The 19,343-nt window shown below is 51.0% G+C and carries 13 protein-coding genes and 1 pseudogene; 3 read left to right on the top strand and 11 right to left on the bottom strand.

What is annotated here, in order from left to right:
- Nucleotides 1-14: 14 nt before the first annotated feature.
- The 5 genes from ABEW34_RS04280 to ABEW34_RS04260 form a co-directional block, all read right to left on the bottom strand.
- The gene (locus tag ABEW34_RS04280) at nt 15-656 is read right to left on the bottom strand and encodes a beta-mannanase (protein ID WP_430155167.1); all 642 of its coding nucleotides are present in this window, start codon (nt 654-656) and stop codon (nt 15-17) included.
- 25 nt (nt 657-681) lie between these two features.
- Nucleotides 682-1,968 carry a vWA domain-containing protein gene (locus ABEW34_RS04275; RefSeq protein WP_430155165.1) on the bottom strand — a complete coding sequence of 429 codons (1,287 nt, stop codon included), beginning with the start codon at nt 1,966-1,968 and terminating at the stop codon, nt 682-684.
- Between the two features lie 51 nt (nt 1,969-2,019).
- The gene (locus tag ABEW34_RS04270; RefSeq protein WP_430155163.1) at nt 2,020-4,527 is read right to left on the bottom strand and encodes a transcription initiation factor TFIID; all 2,508 of its coding nucleotides are present in this window, start codon (nt 4,525-4,527) and stop codon (nt 2,020-2,022) included.
- A 4-nt stretch (nt 4,528-4,531) separates the two neighbouring features.
- Nucleotides 4,532-7,921 carry a tubulin-like doman-containing protein gene (locus tag ABEW34_RS04265; RefSeq protein WP_430155161.1) on the bottom strand — a complete coding sequence of 1,130 codons (3,390 nt, stop codon included), beginning with the start codon at nt 7,919-7,921 and terminating at the stop codon, nt 4,532-4,534.
- Nucleotides 7,922-8,983: 1,062 nt separating this feature from the next.
- Nucleotides 8,984-10,756 (bottom strand): vWA domain-containing protein, encoded by a 1,773-nt coding sequence (locus ABEW34_RS04260; protein WP_430155159.1) that lies wholly within the window; start codon nt 10,754-10,756, stop codon nt 8,984-8,986.
- A gap of 273 nt (nt 10,757-11,029) precedes the next feature.
- Here ABEW34_RS04260 and ABEW34_RS04255 point away from each other — a divergent pair, with 273 nt between their 5' ends.
- Together ABEW34_RS04255 and ABEW34_RS04250 are read left to right on the top strand one after the other, a co-directional pair.
- Nucleotides 11,030-11,956: a hypothetical protein gene (locus ABEW34_RS04255; RefSeq protein WP_430155157.1), complete on the top strand. Its 927-nt coding sequence runs from the start codon at nt 11,030-11,032 to the stop codon at nt 11,954-11,956.
- A 313-nt stretch (nt 11,957-12,269) separates the two neighbouring features.
- Nucleotides 12,270-12,881: a hypothetical protein gene (locus ABEW34_RS04250; protein ID WP_430155155.1), complete on the top strand. Its 612-nt coding sequence runs from the start codon at nt 12,270-12,272 to the stop codon at nt 12,879-12,881.
- Nucleotides 12,882-13,009: 128 nt separating this feature from the next.
- Here the strand turns inward: ABEW34_RS04250 and ABEW34_RS04245 are convergent, their stop codons facing one another.
- From ABEW34_RS04245 to ABEW34_RS04230, 4 genes are all read right to left on the bottom strand, one after another.
- Nucleotides 13,010-13,963 (bottom strand): aromatic acid exporter family protein, encoded by a 954-nt coding sequence (locus tag ABEW34_RS04245; protein WP_430155153.1) that lies wholly within the window; start codon nt 13,961-13,963, stop codon nt 13,010-13,012.
- A gap of 81 nt (nt 13,964-14,044) precedes the next feature.
- On the bottom strand, nt 14,045-14,878 hold the full coding sequence (locus ABEW34_RS04240; RefSeq protein WP_430155151.1) for a methyl-accepting chemotaxis protein: 834 nt from the start codon (nt 14,876-14,878) through the stop codon (nt 14,045-14,047).
- Nucleotides 14,879-15,065: 187 nt separating this feature from the next.
- Complete coding sequence (locus tag ABEW34_RS04235; protein ID WP_430155149.1) at nt 15,066-16,232, bottom strand: Gfo/Idh/MocA family protein; 1,167 nt, start codon at nt 16,230-16,232, stop codon at nt 15,066-15,068.
- A gap of 229 nt (nt 16,233-16,461) precedes the next feature.
- Nucleotides 16,462-16,662: a cold-shock protein gene (locus tag ABEW34_RS04230; RefSeq protein WP_046231731.1), complete on the bottom strand. Its 201-nt coding sequence runs from the start codon at nt 16,660-16,662 to the stop codon at nt 16,462-16,464.
- Between the two features lie 334 nt (nt 16,663-16,996).
- On the opposite strand from ABEW34_RS04230, the pseudogene ABEW34_RS04225 reads away from it, so the two are divergent.
- Nucleotides 16,997-17,521 (top strand): annotated as a pseudogene (locus tag ABEW34_RS04225) (cyclase family protein).
- A gap of 145 nt (nt 17,522-17,666) precedes the next feature.
- Here ABEW34_RS04225 and ABEW34_RS04220 read toward each other — a convergent pair.
- Nucleotides 17,667-18,536, bottom strand: a complete 870-nt coding sequence (locus tag ABEW34_RS04220) for a hypothetical protein (protein WP_430155147.1) — start codon at nt 18,534-18,536, stop codon at nt 17,667-17,669.
- A 115-nt stretch (nt 18,537-18,651) separates the two neighbouring features.
- Nucleotides 18,652-19,233, bottom strand: coding sequence for a sigma-70 family RNA polymerase sigma factor (locus ABEW34_RS04215; RefSeq protein ID WP_430155145.1), 582 nt, complete (start codon nt 19,231-19,233; stop codon nt 18,652-18,654).
- Between the last annotated feature and the right edge of the window lie 110 nt (nt 19,234-19,343).

The following is a 19,343-nucleotide window of genomic DNA, read 5'->3' as shown; positions in this document are numbered from 1 at the left end:
TCCCCTTCCTGCTGTCATTCCGGCACCAGTTCGTACAGCTGTGCGAAACGCGGGCCATCGGTGAAAAATACACGGACGAAGTCCTGCTTGCCGACCTCGATTGGCGGCAGCACATTCCGCCCGGAGGCGAAAGCAGCGGCAAATGGATACATCATGCCGTCATCCTTGCTCGCTGGATAGCCCCCCGCCTTTTTCACATAACACAATACATCCTTGGCAATCGGAACCTCCGCCGTCACCTGAATAGAGATCGTCTTATAGCGCTGAAGAAATCCGGTCTTCTGCTTGACGGAATAGCGGATCTTCGCTCTGCCGGCGCTCACATCCAGCTCACTCAGGCCATCGCTCTGCAGCCAGATGATCTTGCCATCCTCCGCCCTCTCTTCATAAATGTAGACGGTGAAGCGGTAGCGCCCGATGCCTTCCAGCCTCATATGATAGCCGTTGTTCGCCTTGTATTCGGCCCTAGTATATAGCTTTAATGATGCAAGCTCCGGCGTTCCTCTGAATGCCGCCTGCTCGGCCTCCGCCTTGCCGATGTAGACCGCCTCGACGCCGCTCGGCCACAGCCATTGCAGCGTGCAGCGGTCGCCATTCAGCGTATGGGTTAAGCCGTTGATGCGCGGCGAATCGCCCTCTGCCTCCATAAATCGCATCTGTCAATCGCCCCCTAGCTGACTTCTAAAATCCATGGTTCCGGCTATCCTTCGAGGTTCCGTCGCCGCCTGATGCTCCGCGCTCTCTTGGAACCGGAGCCCCGCGGCGCCTGTCGTTCACCGGACGGCTATTCTCCCTGATCGGCACGATCAAGGTGAATAAAGAGATCATAATCGCAAGCAGCGCAATCGCCATAAAGCGGGTGAACGAATCACTGAGGGAATGGCCTGACAGCCACGCCTCCAGCACGAGGCCCGCCAGCAAGCCGCCAACTGCACCGCCAATGCCAAAGCTGCGCGCCAAATAGCGATTGTCGAAGAACAGCCCGATCGCCACGCCCAGCACACCGCCGATCAGCAGCAGCGAGATGACGCGAACGATTTTGTAAAACGTGGCATCGGCCATCGGTCCCGTGCGCTTGGTGACGAGCGTGCGATCATCGATCGTATCGTAGATCGTCTGGAACGCTGTAGATACCTCGGTCGCCTTCTGCACATCGTAATAAGCGCCGCCTGTCGACTCGGCGATGTTGCGCAGCAGGTCCGCCCCTCTCGAATCCACGAGGCTGAGACCGACGGAATTAATCGCAATTTGCTGCTCCTTGTAGAGCGCCAGCTGCGGAGCCACATCGGATTCACTGAAGCCATCCGACAGCAAAATCACCATCGTTCCACGCTTGCTCTCCGCCTTCGCCTCAATGGTCTTCAACGATTCCTCCAGCGCGACGCTGAAATTCGTTCCGCCATCCGTCGGCACAAATGAATCAATCGCCGTGTTAATCGCTGCCTTATTGGCAGCCGAGTCTACGCTTGTAAACGGCAGCACCTGCTCCGCCAAATCGCTGAAGCCCACAATCGCGACGCGTTTGTCATTGTCCATCTGGTCAATAAGCTGCTTCGCCGCCACATAACGCTGATTGTCCGGGTCCGTCTCCGCCATGCTGCCGGAGTTGTCGATGACGAGGACAATATCCTTCACCTGCTTTAAGCCGCCAATATTGAGGCCGTAAAAAAATTGCAGTCCCCAGCCTACTGCAAAAAGCAGCACAAGCGTCGCCGGCACGAACAGCTTCCACGAAAGCCCTGTGTAGCGCTGGCGCCAGGATGAGCCATTCAAATGCGGATTGACGAGCTCTGCCACAAAGCAGCCGAGCCCGATAAATAATGCGATTACGCCAAAATACAAGCCCATGAGAACCGAACGCGGCATATCGCCCGTCCACTGCGCCAGCATCAGTTCTCCGATGGCGTAGCCGATGAATCCCCCTATTAAGCTAAACAACAATAGTAGCAGATTTATTTTTCGCTGCATGTGTATAGCATCCTCTCTTACATTCATTCGGCTTATTCACCGCGTCCCGGTCTAACGCAGCTCCGGCAAGCCCGCCGGGTCCACGCCGTGGAACGCATAGCCGTTCTCTCTATAGGTCTCGTAATACACCTTGCCGTTGCGATAATACAGCAGGTCTTCAAGATGGAAGCCGCCCATCAGGTTCAGCTTCTCCACACCGCTGCTGCGCTTCTCGTGAATGCAGCCGAGCTTGTAAATGCGCGACGTTTCGTCGACGCCAAGCGCATACTGCACAAACTCGCTGTCCGCGTCGCCGAACATATATTTTTCCTCGTAGCGGTGCTCATGCGTGTAGTCCAGCAGCCGAACGTTGATCGACGCGTTCTCCTCCAGCGTCCGGTAGAGGCGCTTGAACAAATCCTCTTTCGCCAGCGCCTGGCGGTTCGTGTAGTCGATTGTCACATTTGCCCTGCGAAGCAGCTCCTCCTCAAACGTCTGGGCGAATGGCTCCGCCGTCAGCACATGCTTCAAGCCTAGCTGGGCCAGCTTATTTACGTAGGCCTCATTGCCCTGCTCCAGCAGCTCCGCCGCCGAACCGAGATAACGCTCATCAAACCAGATGCCCGCTCCCCGCTTATCCTGTACATCCAGCACAATATCTCCCGTTACCCGAGCGTAATATTCAAAAATATTTTGCCCGATGTAATCGTCAGCGGTCTTGATGCTTTGCAGCGCCGTCAGCTTCATGACATCCGCCATATCCGCCATTTGCTTGACGCGCAGGCGATACAGCTCATGAAGCTGCTCCAGCTCATCCGCCAAGCGGCGATACAGGGAAAGCTCCAGCTCCAGCCGGAGCAGCTCCCACTTCTGGCCATACACCAGCCCAAAAAAAGCACGGATAAACGAACGCAAATTTTGCTTATCCATAAAAGGCAGCCGCTGAATGCGGACATCTTCCGCGCGTCCAGACTGCGTGCGCTCCAGCTCCTCGCGCGCCTGCTCCACCGCAATCGCCAGCTCTTTAATGCGGCTGCGGACGCCGGCGAGCACACTGCCATCGTCGCCGCTTGGCTCCGTCCAAGCACATAGCTGGTAGAAGCTAATATCCGCGCGCTCCCGCTCAAACTTGGCAACCGCACGCCGCATTTCCGGCGCCGCGCCAAATTCGGACAGCCGCTGCTGCGCCGTGCGGGCAAAATGATTATGGAAAAAGACAGCTGCCCCATCCCCGAACAGCGCCTCCTCAGCGTCTCTCAGCGATAATGGCTTCAACTGCTCATATCGGACGCCAGAGGTCAGCAGTCCCGTCATGTCGGCAAGCTGCTCCTCGCTTGGCAGCAGCTGTGTCAGCATCGCATCGACCGAGGCCGGATCGAGACCGAAGCAGGCAAGCTTCTCCCGCATGCTGAGCTCAGGCTCCTTCGCCAGCAGCTCGGATAGCTGCATATGGAGATGATACAGCACCGTCAGCGCAATCGAATAATTCGGGCGCTTCACCTTGGACAGCCCCGCTGAGACGAAGCCCTGCCTGCCTGACTCCGTACGCAGGCTGTTCTTAAACGTCGAGTTATTGTAGCCGCCGTAGGCCTCGCCCTCCTGCGCATCCTTGCGCCTGCGGTTTTTGAGCAGCTGAATGTGGCAAATAATATCATAGTTGTCACGAATGCCGTTAACGGCGGTCATGCCCTTCTCATTGCGATCCGACAGCACGTAGACGAGATCGAACAGCGGCGACGGCGGATGAACGACCGGAATCGCCAGTCCATCGCCCGTTACCTCAAGCAGTGCCGAGAACGTATAATCCGGCTGCTGCATCCCTTCAAGCTCGCGCAGAAAGCTCACGCCAATAGCGCTGGCGTGAGCGAAGGTATCCATTTGCTCACGCTCGCTGATTAGCGTATAAAGATCCATCTGCACGGATTTGAACGATTGCTGAAAAATCGCCTGTGCCAGCAGGGAAATATCCGGCACCAGCGCATTCATCGGGTCATCGGCACGCGTGATAACCGCCAAATGCAGCCGATCAAAGGAAGCGTACAGCCTGCCATAATCAGCAATGGTGTCGCTGACCCCGCGAAGCGCGCGGTTCAGGTCAGCCAAATAGTCGGCATTGCCGTGAAAAGCTTCCCATAGCTCCTTGCGCCCCGCCTTATGGTCGCTGCTGAGCGGCGTCAAGCCGCCGAGCACCACCTCAGTCACCTTGGCGGCATTGGCGGCGCTCGCCGCCTGCCGGCCATTTCCGCCGGCATATGCTGCGTTGCCGCCTGCGTAGCTTCCGGCAGAAGCACCCCCTGCTCCGGCACCTGCTGCTCCGGCGGCCGGCGCTTGCCCGCCACTTCCGCTGGCTGAGCCGCCGCTCCTTGAAGTGGACGCGGCGTGAAAATAAATCACGCCAGCGCTATTTTCCCATTTCGCCGCATTCATCTGAATCATCGGCTCAATGGCTTGCCCTGCCTCGTCGCCAATATACAAAAATACGGTCGGATAATGAATGATGCTCTGGTCGTCTCCATGACCGCTGAGCATTTGCTCGGCAGCCGCATAATCAGCTGCATACCGCTCCAGAAGCTCTCTCATAGGCCTACTTCAACTTTCTGCGTATGTCATTTAGTTTGCTCGTCATTTGCTTGTAGAACTGGTACAAATCTTCTCCGTTCGCCAGCTCAATCCGCTCGTATTCCAGGCGGTCACGGGCGTCGAGGAATGCGCTGAACAGCTCATCCAGCTTATGAACGAGCAGCTTCGTATCCTCCGTTGCCGTCAAATCCGTCACCCGGCGCGATGCTTTGCGCAGCAGGGCGGCACGGTTTTTCTCATCCAGCCCCCGGAAGCTCTCGAACACTTCATGCTCCACAAAGCTGCTGCTCTTCATCAGATTGGCGAATGGCGCCCACGCCTCTTCCTCTGGATCGCGGTCATAGACATAAAGCGCGCCCTTCTTCACAATCGTTTCCGTATAAAGCGCCTCAATAAACTGATCCAGCCACTTCTCCTCATCCTGATGCAGGCTCAGCAGCTTCTCAAGCTCAGCAACCTTATCGCTAATCGCATCATATTTCGCCAGCTCCTCGCGCACGCGCGCCAGCAGCTCTGGGGAACGAATGAGATTTTCCTGCGCTAAATCTTCATTCAGGCTGCCGAAAATATCCTTCGCTCCATCCGGTGCCAAGCCTTCGGCCAGCAGGCGGCGAAGCTCAATGACAGCGCGCTTCACTTCGCCAAGATTCGGCTTTGCAGCGCTAGCCTCCATATTGTACGAGCTGAGCAGCGCTTGCAGCTGGAAGGGCTGGGTGAACTGCACCGCATAACGGCTGCTCATGCTGTTGTCGACACCCTTCTCGCTAATAATCCGGTAGCCAAGCGCACGCTGGAATTCGGCGCGAACGCGGGCATTATAGCCTTTCACCCTCGCATTGCTGTACGTATCGCCCCATGATTTCTCAGGAATTGGAGAAGGCAGATTCGTCCAGTTGACCTTCTCCGTCATCACGAGGTGGCGACCGACGCCTTCCTTATCGAGAATCGTCCGTTCATAGCTTTCCTCATACACCTTGAGAGGCGTATAGACGAACAGCGGCACGCCATTTTTCGTATTCAGCCAGAAAATCCGGTTTTTCACTTCACTCTCTTTAATGGTGAAATGCGATTTGCCTACCGCATTGCTTTGGTAATTGCGAATGCCCTTGAGTATGCTCGGCGCATGCTGCGGCACCGATACGAAGCCCCATGAAGGGAAATGCAAATTGCCTGAGCTGTTGCTTAGATTGAATACGGCAACGGCCTCTTCATCCAGCTTCGTCGCAATAAAGCGTTCGACGAACTTCTCAATCGACTCGTCATTGCCATATTTCATCACGAGGAAATCTTCCATCGATCTCGTAATCAAATCGCCGAATTTATCGGTCAGGAAGTCGGAAATGGAATTGACGATATCAATGTCCTTCTCTTTCACCCACTGGTCGGAATGGTCAAGCAGCCCCTGCGAGAAGTCGCGAATGAGATCATCGACATCCTTCTTCTCCATAATGCGGGCAATCACATCAGAAATGTCCGGTACGCCAACTAAATTCCAATAGTAGGTTTTGTTTCCCTTGTGATCGGCTTGCTCGTCGCCATTGATCAGAATATCGCCATTTTTCGCAAAAATGCCGTTCAGCACGTTCAGCACTTCGGTAAATACGCTATAGAAGCGATTATTCTCGTTGTTCAGCAGCTGATACAGATCCTCGTAGAACTCAATCATTTGCTCGGTGCGCTCTACATCGGCGCGCAGCCAATATTCATTGATTTTAGCTTCAATGTAGCTGTTTTTCTTCTTGTCCTTGGACACGAAGGCGCTCTTCGCGTCGCCCATCCGCTCTTCCGCTTGAATGCTTGCCGATTCAATGTCGCGCGGCAGGCGCAGCAGCGTTTCGCGCAGCACTTCAATGTAGGAAAGCAGCATTTTCAGCAGGCAGAAGCCTTTCTCGGTGTGCAGCAGGCGGGATACGTAAAACGGTCCCTGCTCCGGATGCAGGAAGGTCCGGCGGATTTGATCGGTGAACTGGCCAACGATTTCCCCCGGCAGCTGCTTCTTCGCCTTCACATATTCCTCGCGGGCACGCGTCAGGAACGTCTGCTCCAGCTCCGTATCCATGTTGACCACCTGCATTTTCACCACATTGCTGTAGTTCAGGCGCTCGCTGTTCTCAAAGCCCGGTAGCGGCTCAGGCACGCGCGACTCAAACGTCTTGATCATCGTATCGAGATCAATGCCGAGCTTGCGGGCGAATTTCTCCACATCGTCCTGTGTCGGCGCTTTGTGGAACATTTTATCCATCTTGCTAAACAGGCGATACGCCAAAAAGGTTGTCATTTCCTCAATCGGCAGCACCGCCGACGAAGCTCCAATAATGTTGTAATCGTAGTTCGCCGGATACTGCTTGTTCATTTGCGCAATATTCGTGCGGATGTTGCTGATATAGTCGTGAATAGCAAACTCCTCGCCGGATTGTTTATCCTCGCTCGCCATAAAGTTCGTAATATTTTCCGCTGTCACGTTCATGCAGTAGTCATAAGCGTTCTCCAGCAGCTTGCCCTCGGTATTCGTCGCCGAAATCAGGTGGCAAAGGTTAAACGGCGGAAGCGGCGAATTGACGCTGAGAATGCTGCCGTACTGCTGCTTGAAGCGCTCGCCCCGGGCATCAACATTCATCCAGTAGTCCAGCTCTTTGAGCGCGGCGTAGCCATTTTTCTTAATATATTCTCTCGTATGCTCGCTTAAGCTTTTGTTCGCGAGATTAATATCCGGCGTAAAAAGGTACCCCAGCGTGTTGACGCGGTCGACGCCCGCCGAGCCATGATCGCGCTCAATAATACCGCGCACAATATACGATATATCAAGGAAGCAGCCGCTGCCTGTACCGCCGGATAGACCGGTAAGCAGGAATACCATCAGCTTTTTGCTCGTGCCGACGGAAAGCGTCTTGATTTTTTTATCGATGCTTTGCACAACCTGATTGATTTTCGTAAAAAGCAGCAAACGCCCAGCTTGGCGTACGCCAGCCGCGCCGTTCATGCCATCGGTAATGCTCAGCTCTGGCGACAGCCAATCGGTGATGTACGGCTCCAAAATGCTGCGGTTTTGCAGCAGCCCGCCGACTTCGGCATTGGAAAGCAGCACAAACTCATTGATTGGGTCGAGGCCGATGCCTTTATATTTTTTGTTGCGGTCCTGTTCATTGGTCTCAAAAGCTAAAAACTCGACGTTATTAGGTTTTTCCAGCTTGCGTTTGGACAAGGGATCTTCTGGCAGCTTGAAGCGGCGGTTAATTTGATATTTCAGGCGCAGCAGCGCATCGATGCCGGTGCCGCCGAGGCCAATAATGAGAATAGGATTATCGATCGTATCGACGCGGATCTTCTCACTAACGATACCTCCGCCTAATGAAACGTCTAGCTGCTGGATATGTTCTCTAACAATCGGCTTCATTCGTTCTACCTCCAAATGGTATGAATCATTGCTCTATACTTGTTAGAAGAATGGTGAGAAAGAAGCTGCATTGCATGAAAAGATTGGCAACTGATCGCCATTACCCTTGAAATTCTATTAATAATCCCGTATAAGGGGAATTTCAAGGGTAAAAGCGAGCGCTAACGCTTCTCCAGTCCAATCTTTTCATTCCATTCCGCTTTTCTCACCATACCTCTAACCCTATATTACCGCAAAAGCTTATCTACAATAGACGACTGCAAGGCCCCATACCCCTCGCAAATCCTCTAATATTTTTGCTCATTTTTCCGCTCATTTTTCCGCTCATTGTTTTGCCTTTTTTTGCTCTTTCTCTTAGAGCGTGTATGCAAACAGAAGCGAGCCAGATCCTGATGTTGTTCCTGACAGAAGGCAGCAACATGCTCCTTATGACAGAGGCCTGCTCCTTGCACAAAGAAAGACTTGGCGGACACAGCAGACGCTATTTCAACTGAATTATGGGTTTGGCATAAGCAGCGGACTCAGCAGCCGCTAATGCGCTGCAAATGGCTGTTTTGACGGAATAATGGGTAGGATAACGGCTTTCCAGTCCGCTTGCCCCCCGAAATCGCATAAAAAACCAAAATAGCGGAATCTCAGTCCTTCAAAAAAGGAGTACGCGTCCTGAGCGACTCGATCTCGGCCATAATCTCAGCAGGCCGACTCCAGATTGCTTATACTCCCTAGTTCTTGCACTTCATCTTTCATCTTTTGTCTTTATATCTTCTAGGTTCACGGGGTGTTCCTCCCCGCCGGAACCCCTATGGTTTTAATATTCTTTAAACCCTTGCGGTGAAAGGGGAGCGGAGTGAAGTGAAAGGTTTGAGCTGGAGAAGCGGAGCGTTCGTTTAAAGCTTTCCGTAGGAAAGCAGCTTCGTAAGCATAATCCCCTGCCCTTGGAATTGTACCGCTGAGCGGTTTATTCGACAATTCCAAGGGCAATGGCGATCGTAAGCCAAACCTTTCACGCCGCGCAGCTCCACACTTCACCATCCCCAAAGGTTTTACGAACCCTAAAACCATCTAAACAATATATTCGATAAAAATCGTCTTATCGATCTGCTGCAAAGGAATCGTCAACCGCTCCCCGCTCTTGACCTCCAGGCCGCCGCTGGCATCAACCGCACGCCCGGATTTCTCCACCGTGCACGGAGATCCATTGCGAAGGACTAGGCGGTCGCTATTGCCCGGCACGAATATGAGCTTCTCCGTCTCCTTCAGCTCCGGTGCCAGCTGCAGCAGCTGATGCAGCGAAAATTTGCCCCGGAAGGCATTCAGCTTCTTATACTGCGGGAACGTTTTGTCGCCCGTATTTTCATCGCGAATCTCGATAACCATCTGACCGACAAAGCCGCGCCGCGCCTGCTTCAGGTAACGCATAATGAAATATGCAGCGACCAGCAGTGCAATCAACACAAGCGCTCCGATGATGACGGGAATGAGCGGGAATGGCTTTTCGCTTTCTCCCCCAGTCCCAGTGCCTGTGCCCGCCGGGGCGCCGCCTTTAGCACTAATTTTTACGACAGCTGTTTCACGATAGAAGCTTGCCTCCTCCGCACGAACCTTGAGCTCATAATCATGTTTGTCTGCCACCTTATAGGTGCCTTCAAAATGATCGCCCGCATTGTTCAGCTGAACTTCCTCTGTAGTACCCGTATCCAAATCATTGACGTATAGAACCGCCTTCATGTTGCGGTATTGCTCCTGATCGCTCAGCTTATTCCCGCCGCTTACCAGATAAGCATTAATCGGGATGCTATCACCTTTGCTGTATGACGAGCTTGGAAGCTTATCCATCTCCAGCGCCAGATCATAGTTGAAAATAAGATTGATATCAATTTTGTCACGATCCGCGCCCTTCACTTGAAGCGTCCAATCGCCCTCCTCCGGCTTCAGAAGCTTCATTAGAGAGTAGGTTTTGGAAGTCGAGAGCAGCACCTGATCGCTCGGAATAGCTATTTTGTTGCCGGATGGATCAATCAGCCTCGCCTCAACCTGCTTGGAGGACATAATGGAGATATTCGCTTCGAGCACATTGCTGTTCGGCACTGTGATTTTGACATCCTGATAATTGCCGTCAGCTGTAAAAGAATCGACAGGCACGACATTCAGCTGCAAATGGCTGGCGAAAATTTCACTCAGAATTTGCGGCAGATCAGCCGCCGTATTCGTTGAAAACGACTTGCCGCCCGTTTGCTGCGACACGCTCTCAAGCGCCGCTTTATTCAGCTTGCCATCGGCATTCAGTCCAATCGTATAGACCGGATAACCTTTGCTGGTCGCTTCCTTGAGCGCAGCATCCATATCGGCATCTGAATCGGCCTGCGTGCGGCCCGATTTGGAATTAAAATCGTTGTTGCCGTCCGCCAGCACGATGATCAGCGGCTCATGATCGGGGTCGGCCCCGTCATTCAAAATTTGCACCGCCTCTTTCACGCCGACAGCGATGTCGGTATAGGCCCCTCTTTTGAGCTGGTCAATGAATTGCTTAAGGTTCGTTTTATCGGCATCCGAGCTAATTTCGAGCAGCGCCTTCTCCCGCTGAATTTGATCGGTATAAGATACGATGCCCACCTGATCGCCCTTCTCGGACAGCATGTCGATGAACATCTTCATCGCCTCGTTGCCGATGCCGCCCGGATCGCTCGTGCTCATCGACTGGCTGACATCCAGCACTAGAACGGCGTCGATTTGCGAGCTCTGCGCAGCTGCATGTGCAGGAGCGGGAGCAAACCCGGCTAATGGAAGCAGCGTTATAAGAAATAACAGGGTGAGGTAACGATATATTTGAATCATCTTTTGGCTCCTTCTCCACAAATTAAGCATATTGGTCCTTGTTGTCTTAATAATGATATACTGTCAGTATACCTGATAGAATCGCTTAAATCACTTCAAGCATAAGAGAGGACTCGCGCTTATGGTTACATACGTATGTCTAGGAATATTGTTTCTTTTCGTCCTGCTCCGGGGTATCCACTACTACAACCAGCGTAAAAAAGCACCTACGCCAGAGCAGCTTGATCAGCTTGCCTTAGCGATCTTCAAGAACAGCGATCGGGGGAACTCTTGATGAAAAAGATACCCGTGCAGCTGAATCCCTACATTAAAACACGACAAGCTTATGAAAAGCTTAAAATTTGCCGCAGCTGCGGCCGCTTCACCATACTCGGCGATAAAATATGCCCCTCCTGCGGAAAATCTTCCCTCATTAAACTGGAGAAAAAGGCGTCGTCGCTGCAACGAAGAGGTTTCGTAAAGGAAACTATTCTCATCCTTGCCCTTGTTGCCGCTGGAATATTCTTTGCAGAGTCGACTTTGCAGACGAGTCTTTGCGCCGCTGGCGGCGTAACGGCGCTCATCCTTCTATGGATGCTCCGCCGCAACACCAGCGCGGAACGGCGTAGCTACCAGTTAGGCAAGCTGCTGCAGCGGGAATCGTTTAAGCTCGTTGATGGGCTGCGGCTCGACCGCGAAGCGGCGATCGAGGTGTTCCATAATGACGAGAAGCAGCAAGCGTATGAAATGCTGCGCGAGATCGGCACGCTCGTCCGTACGGACCAAATTAAGGTAGAGCAAATTTTACTGCTGCAATCGTTCGTACTGCGCAAAGATATGGATCTGATGCTGGAGCCGCTGCTGCTTGACCATTTCAATCCGGACCTTGTCTTGTATATGGGCGAGCTAACCAAGCTGAAACGGGATCTGCTGAAGGAGAAGGCGTTCCGCTACGCCCTTATTCATGAAGCGCAAATTTTGCGCATGAAGGACGGCGAGCAAATTCTCGTCGGCATTGCCGGAGCAGCCGTGCGCTTGAAGCGCTACGTCATTTTATATCCGCATCTGGTTATGCGCTATGCGCGCAAGCTGCCGAAGGACCGTTTCCTGCGGCTCTACAATGTCATTCGTAATAACCCGCAGCATAACTGGGGAGCGCTTGGCACAGAAGTTTTCGAAATCTATAATGAAAAGTACAAATGGGACACTCAGTTTCAATAAAACGGCTCGTTGCAGCTGGACTGATGCTGGAAAAACTTCCTTTTCTCTATACTACCTATTTTTAGGTGAAAAGAATAGCGCAAACCCAGCTTTTGCTGTCGAAAAACAGCTCTCCTCGTACGTTTGGACGCCCTAATGGCATAGAACTTGCCCAATTGCGGGAGAAAGCGCGCTGGCGCGCGCACGAGGGGCATTTTTCGGCAGTTTCACACTAGTTTTAGCGATTCGACACTACCTTTGTCACCCTAGCAGGGAGTACCTTGTCCACCACGAATACTTTACATTAAAGACGAATGAAACGAGGTGCTCGCTAATGAATCTGTTAAAAACGAAAGAGGCTGCCAGACAGCTAGCTGTGAGCGAAACGACGATCAGACGCTGGGTTGCCCTATTCCCTGCCTCCTTCAGCAAGGATATGTTCGGTCATTATATTTTTGATGAACCCGCTTTAGAGAAGCTGCAAAGCGTAAAGACAAAGCTTGAGGCGGGCGAGCTGCTTCATGAGATGACACTTCCTGAGCTAATTCAAACGGTCGATCTCACCGGGCTGCAGCAAGTTGCTGCCAGTGCCGCTGGTGCTGCCGCTCACTTCCCCGCTTTCAGCCCGGAAGATACGAAGAGCAAAATCGATTCCGCTTGGGATTTCAAAAATCCGCAGGAAGAGCTGGCAGAACGCCTGGAGCGCATAGAAGGAACGTTGTCGCGCAAAGCTGACGAGGTTATTGGCGTACAGCTGCTCCATCACCGCGAGGAGCTGGAGGAAATTCGTCAAACGCTTAATCAATTGGCGGCTTCCTTATCGAGCATGCAGGAGCGCAATAGGCAGCTTTCCTCGCTTGTTGCTATGCAGAATGCCGCAGCCAGCATGGAACGCAAGCAGAATAAGAAAAGAAATCTCTTTCGCCTGCCCTTCTCCTTCTTCTGAATGCGGCGCCTGTCCGCCAACTCCTAAATTATAAAAAAGCCAAGCCACCCTCTCCCCATGTGCAGGAAGAGAATAGCTTGGCTTTCATTTTTGTATGGTCTGGCTCTGTGTGTGGTCTGGTTCAGGAACTACAGCGTATTGACGAATCGCTCCAGCTCATTGGCTACCGCAAACAGGCTGGCGCGATTTTCAAATTCATCTCTCGTCTGCGGCAAAGGCAGCAGCTTATGATATTCGCGTACACCGCGCAGCATTTCATAAAAGTAATCGTAACGGTCTTCTCTCGAAGACTCGGCCTCGCCAACGTAGGCGCTGAGCTGCTCCATACATTCGCCAAGCCGTTCGCCTTGCTCCAGCTGCGTCGTAATTTGTGAAACAAGCGGCAGCAGACGCTCGAGCAAATCATATTGCTTGCGCTTCTGCTCAAAATATTGACGATAGCTCGGCCCTTTCTTGAGCGATCGGTAATTTTCCGCATCCAGCTGGGCGATCTGGCTGGCCTTCCGCAGCACTGCTTCAAGCTGCAGCAGCTCATTGCCGTCCCACAGCGTATACCCCTTCTTCAAATAACAGGCATATTCCTTGAGAATGACGGCAATATAACGCTCTGTCTCCTGCTTGTAGCGGGTCATTTCCTTATCAATACTCGGCATGTAGCTGTTTACCAGCAGCGCTACGCCAAGGCCGATCACGACGACAAACAGCTCATTGAGCAGAAAAGAAACCTCGACCTTGCCATGGACAAATACATGCATCATAATAACCGCACTGCTCGCTATGCCTTCATGAATGCGCAGCTTCACGCAAAACGGAATGAACAGCAGCAGAACGACCAAAAAGGCGTACGCATGGTAGCCCAGCAATTGAAACATGAGCATCGAGAATAGCATGCCTGCCATGCAGGCAAGGAAGCGGCTGACGGCCGCTTGATTCGACTGGCGGCGAGAACGCTGAATGCAAAGCAGCGTCAAAATACCCGCTGCCGTAAAGTTTTCCAGCTGCAAATAATGGGCGATTAAGATCGACAGGCTGACGCCAAGCGCCGTCTTAATCGTCCGAAAACCGATTTTAATGACTTTCACCTGATTTCATTCCAGTTGTAGGGCATGCACGAATCATAGCATACATCCGCAAATGGAGTAAAATAGCCCGTTGCTATCGATTTATTGCTGATACGAGATGACTTTTTTAATGAAGCTGTGCATTTCCAGCCCCGTTTCGTTCATCTGCTCAATAACCTCCATAAGATTGCTGACCAGCTTCGCTTGCTCTTGGGAGGATGACGTTATTTCGGCAATTTCCGTTTCCATCAGCTTGATTGACTCCTGCACCAGCTTGAGCGACTGCTCAATTTGCGTGGTTGCGCCTTTCGTATCCACGGACAGCTTGCGAATTTCCGACGCCACCACGCCAAAGCCCGCTCCCGCTTCACCTACACGTGCTGCTTCAATAGCCGCATTGAGTCCAAGCAGATTGGTTTGCTCTGAGATTTCGCGGATAAAGCCTGCGACTTTATTCACATCGCGTGACTTTTCGACCGCTTCCTTCGTATTAATTAAAATTTCCTCGGATGTCGAGTTCAGCTGCTCCGAATGGGCAGCCAGATGCTGGACACCATCGAGCAATTTGCCATTAAAATGCTCCGTCTTGTCCATGAGCTGTCCCAGCAGCTCTTGATTATCCATTTTGTAGGTGACGCACAGGCAAGCCTGCATTTCACCCTGTTCATTTTTTATAGGCAAAAATAAACAATCCAGCGGCACACCCGTTATTTCCTTAGGGATATGGGCTACCGTCTTCTCATTGCCATTGTTCAAATCCTTATAGTTCTGGCTAACCTCCAGTAATGGGTCCCCCGATTTAAAACCAAGCTTGAACGGGTCCTCTGCATCAAAATACACAAAGGTTTTCTCATCAATGATGGATAATGAAACATTTTCACGAATCATTTGTCGAATGTAAGGCATGGCTTCAATCAGAGCTTGAACGGTAGTCATAGATTCCATTTCCCCTTTATTAAAAACGTTATACTATAATATCGACAGCAAGGTTAATTTTATGGAGTGTTAATTTACAATAATTCTAGCGTACTATTTTATGAAGGACTTCTGATTTGATATAAGGGAAGGTCGAATAAAAAAAAGACATAGCGCTTCACTGAAGAAGCCTATGTCCCTGTATTCATTACACTTCCAAAACCTCAACCTTAACCCATTTCTCCGTCGCATGGCTTTGCAAAATAGCATCCGTCGTGCTCATCGAAATATGCCCATCCAAAAAGGTTGCAAAAGGCGGCTCTTCACCGTTTTGGTGCTTGCCGTCGCGAATGTATGCATAGAAATGCTGCATCATGTTCTTGATGGCATCCGGCCAGCCTTCATTATGGCCCCCCGGATGATGAATCGAGGAACGGGCGTCTGCCGCAAAAAGCGCCGGATCAGCCATCAGCACCTCATTCGCCTTGTCCCGGTAGCCAATCCACAGCTTTTCTGCCTCCTCCTGGTTCCAGAAGGTCGATTTCTCCGTGCCATTCAGCTCAAAGCTGAGGCGGTTTTTGCGTCCCGCACTCACTTGCGAAACCGAGAAGGCCCCCTTCGTGCCATCGGTAAAACGGAGCAACACGGTCGCATAGTCTTCCGTATCAATCGCTACATCTTCATATTCTACGTTATCTCCATGCTTCTGATACGTTTCCGAAGCCTGCTTCGGCTTCTTCCGTACGGGATGCACGGTGGAGAAATCGGCGAATACCGCGTCAATCTTTTTGCCTGTGACATATTTAATTAAATCGCACCAATGCGAGCCTATATCCGCTATCGCTCTGGATCTGCCGCCGATCTCCGACGACATCCGCCAGTTATAATCGGTTTCGTACAGCAGCCAGTCCTGCAAGTAGCTGCCGTGAACCAAATTGACTTTGCCTAAATCGCCGTCCCTTACCATCGATGCAAGCTGTTGAATGATTGGAAACTGACGATAATTGAAATTAATGCCGTGGACGATGCCTTTCTCCTTCGCGAGCCGCAGCAGCTCCACCGATTCCTCGCTTGAAATGGCCAGCGGTTTTTCCGACAGCACATGCTTGCCCGCTTCAATCGCTTCCTTCGTAATCTGATAATGCAAATGATTCGGCGTACAGTTATGAATCGCCTGAATATCGGGATTTTTCAGCATGTCCCGGTAATCGCCATAAGCGAGCGGCACACCCAGCTCCTTCGCCTTTTTGTCGGTAGAGCTCTGATCAGAACCGGAAACCGCCACCACTTCTACAAAGCCTAGCCTTCGGCAGGCCTCAATATGCGCTGGGCCGATAAAACCTGCCCCAATTACGCCTACTTTAATTTTTTCCACTTTCTTCACCAACCCGTTAGTCTAATGGAAGAAGCTTAATTTCTGTTAAGCGCTTTCGCTATCCTAATCCTGATTCCCTTTCAGTGTAGCGCCCGCTTCGCCTTTCGTCAACGTGCTCCCAGCAGGGCATCTGTAACGTTTCATTCCAACAACATAAAAAAACAGCTGCCGGGAAAAATCCCGAACAGCTGTCTTTGATCCCTTGCGGGAAATTAGTCCGTTTTAAAGCCTACAGCTTTACAACGTTCTCGGCTTGCGGTCCACGGTTACCTTGAACCACGTTGAATTCAACTTGTTGACCTTCGTCCAAAGTTTTGAATCCGTCGCCAGTGATTGCACTGAAATGTACGAATACATCGTTTCCGCCTTCAACTTCGATGAAACCAAAGCCTTTTTCAGCGTTAAACCATTTAACTGTTCCTGTTTGCATAAGAGCACCTCCTTCTTTATAAAACATGACCCCTATATTTCGTTAAAAATAAGAAATCACATATGGTAGCAGGCTATAACCTCAAAAACCATAACCTTCTATCATATGTGAATTCAGGTCTATTTTTTATTACCCTTATCATAACACAACTGTTTAGAAAACACCAGCGCAAATGTAAGCGATTAAAATAAAGCGCGGAAACAGCGGGTTTATTCGGCGTTTTCTCGGCTCTTCTGGGCATTATTATGCCGCTTCAGCAATAAGATAGTTCCATGCTGTACCAGTCAAACGAGGACTGATTGCTTCAATAATAAAAATAAAGGAGATTAGAAAAATGAAGCGTCTACTCTTATCCTACCCGCTAAGCGTGCATACTCCTGTGTATAAAGATAATCCCCCTATTGAGATCATTCAGCAGTTCAGCATCCAGAAAGGCGATCTGTTTAATCAATTTATTATAAAAACGATTAATCATAGCGGCACCCACATCGACGGCCCCTGGCACTTTAATCCGCAAGGCAAAAAGCTGAAATAGCTTCCTATAGACTATTTTGTGTTTCATCATGTGACTGTCCTCGATATTCCAAAAACCGATGACCAGCTAATTACTAAAGCAGATCTTGAGCCGTTCGCCCATCAGATCGCTGGTTCTGATTTACTGCTCATACGCACAGGGTTCGGGAAAATCCGCACATCCGCCCCCGTACGCTACGGCAATCATAATCCGGGTTTTTCAGCTTCTGCTGCTCATTACTTAATGGTATTTGATTCCTTGCGAGCCGTAGGCATGGATTTTATTTCCTCTTCCTCCCCATTTGTCCAATGTGAGCGTCGTTTACGCGGTGCCTTTGTTTATTGAAGGAGTCGACAGCAGCTTCGCTACGGTTTTCGCAGAGAAACGCTATTAAATGTAGTTCAACTCATAAAAAGAAAACCATAGCCAAGCACCTATTAACCCGCTCGTTCTCGACTATGGCTTTCTCTTCCTTTAATGTTTCATTCCCTTAAGGTCTTATCCTCTGATCGTCAATCAACTGCTCCCCAATGGCGACAAGCTGCTCCTTCGTCACGTCCGCTGCAAAGCTGCTGATCGTATAAACAACCGAGGAATTCTGCTGTGTATCTACAAAAATCAAGCTTCGATTTTCATCCGTCGGACTGAACCAGATGGATTGGCTTTCCCCATACAAAGCCTGCTCGCCATTTAAGCTTACTTCCTCCATGTCCTTCCCTTGAATGAGGCTTTTAATGACAACCTTCTCCTTCATTACCTCCATCATGATGGTGAACATTTGCCCCTGTTCATTTTGGTAGGTCGCCGTATAAGCCGGGAAACGCTCATTAGGGCTAGCATCCGCAAGCTTCTTCCACACATACGCCCGATCTGTCTCTTCTAGCTCCTCACGCAGCTGGCCTACGGCTTCATCCTGGTCTGGCGTTATTACTTCACCAAAAGCCCTCTCCGACTTTCCATTTATAAAAGCAAGCCCAAGCCCCTCGGCATCGAATGCGCGGTACCCCGGAACATGTTTATGCAATTGCAGCTGCCACTCCGTCAGATCGGTATACAAAAACGGATTAGAAACACGTGTTGGCAGCTGAAAATTCACAGCGTCGGGCAAAAGCTCATTAAGCGCCTTTGAATAAACGAGGGCAGATTCACCCACTGCAAGCTGCTGCCGAACCTCCTCGACTTGTGATCTTACCTCTGCTGCCAGCTCTGGCTCATAGCGAGCCTGATCCATTGTCGCGTAATTCAATAGAACACGATCGTCACCGATTGAAAAAAAGTATTTTGCTGAGAAACCGGTGACCACTATCGCTATTAAAGCAACCATGGCGAATATAGCCGCTTTGCCTTTCCTTTTTCTCACCTGTATTCCCCCTCTACTCCGATGATTTGCAAACAATCTGCCAATACTTGAATCAAGCTCTGGCGAACGCTTCACTTCCATGGCCCGAGACTCCAAGGCTTCAGTGATTCGTTTCTCAATCGGCATGAAAAATCGTCCCCTTTCCCATTCCCTGCTGCTCCGTTAACTGGCGTAGCTTTCGCAGCGCAGCATGCTGCCGTGATTTGACCGTCCCAAGCGGCAATTGCAGCACCTCCGCTATCTCCTCTAGTGTGCAGTGCTGATAATACTTCAGCACAATGACCTCACGCAGCTTGTAGGAAAGCCTATTGATGAGATTCATCATTTCCAGTCTCTGTTCTTCCGCTTGAAAGGCATCATCTGCTACAGCTTGGTCATGTCCGCTGTGCTGGAACAGCTTCAAACGCTCCAGCAGCCTCCCCTTTCGCCATTGCTTGCGCCGCCAATTGCTCGCCTGCTTCATCAATAGGCCATTCAGCCAAGGACGGAATGGCTGCGTCGTTTGATAGCTTGGCAAGCTTTTAAACAGCTGCATGTAAACCTCGTTCATCACATCGTCTGCATCCTCCCGGTTGTTCAACAATAAATCCAGCGTTCGGTATACATGATCACTTGTTGCTTCATACACATAGCGAAATGCTTCCGAATCACCCTGGATCATCCGCGTCAGCCACGGATGAATGTCTTGATCCTTCATAGGGGCGCCTCCTAACGGGTATTCACTCTATATTGGTCCCTTATGGGCAAATGGTTCGTTTTCTCTATTTTTACAATTACATATAACGATCTTAAACCCCTGGCGGCGAG

Origin of the sequence: Paenibacillus algorifonticola (assembly GCF_050481745.1) — a bacterium.
GTDB classification, from domain to species: domain Bacteria; phylum Bacillota; class Bacilli; order Paenibacillales; family Paenibacillaceae; genus Pristimantibacillus; species Pristimantibacillus algorifonticola_A.
This window is presented reverse-complemented; position numbering and strand designations above follow the sequence as displayed.